Raw genomic sequence first — 596 nt, 5'->3', positions numbered from 1 at the left:
TGCCCGTTTCGAGGGCACGATCCCCAAGGGCGAATATGGCGGCGGTACGGTGATGCTGTGGGATCAGGGCAGCTGGGAGCCTGTCGCGGGCAAGAGCGCCAAGGATATAGAAAAAGGCCACCTTCATTTTCGCCTGTTTGGCGAGCGGATGAAGGGGGAATGGCTGCTGGTACGCATGAAGCCGCGCGGCAAAGAAAAGCGCGAGAACTGGCTTCTGCGCAAGGTTGAGGATGTCCATGCCGGGGCCTCGGAACAGCTGGTAGAGCGCGAGCTGACCAGCGTACTGACCGGACGGTCGATGGCGGAGATCGAAGGCGACAGGCAGGGTAGCCAGTCGCTGGCAGGCAAGAAGGGCAAAGCCTTCAACGCTGCCATGGAGCAGGCCGCCAAGCACAATGCCAAAGCGGTCAAGAAACCTGCCCGCCGCGCCACCCGATCCGCTCCCCAACCTGCCTTTGAAACCGTTCAGCTCGCTACGCTGGTCGATGCCGTACCCACCGGCAACGACTGGATGCATGAAATCAAATTCGACGGCTATCGCCTGCTGGCCTCGGTCAAGGGCGACGCGGTGAGGCTGCTGACCCGCACCGGGCTGG

Annotated in this window: 1 protein-coding gene; it reads left to right on the top strand. The window is 62.4% G+C overall.

Annotation, left to right across the window (positions count from 1 at the left end; genetic code table 11):
* Positions 1–596: DNA polymerase ligase N-terminal domain-containing protein (locus SR3_RS30365; protein ID WP_281198761.1), on the top strand; the 596-nt coding region annotated here is incomplete at both ends.

This window comes from Novosphingobium rosa NBRC 15208, from assembly GCF_001598555.1.
Taxonomy (GTDB): domain Bacteria; phylum Pseudomonadota; class Alphaproteobacteria; order Sphingomonadales; family Sphingomonadaceae; genus Novosphingobium; species Novosphingobium rosa.
Note: the sequence above shows the minus strand (reverse complement) of the source record. Positions and strands in the feature narration are given on the sequence as shown.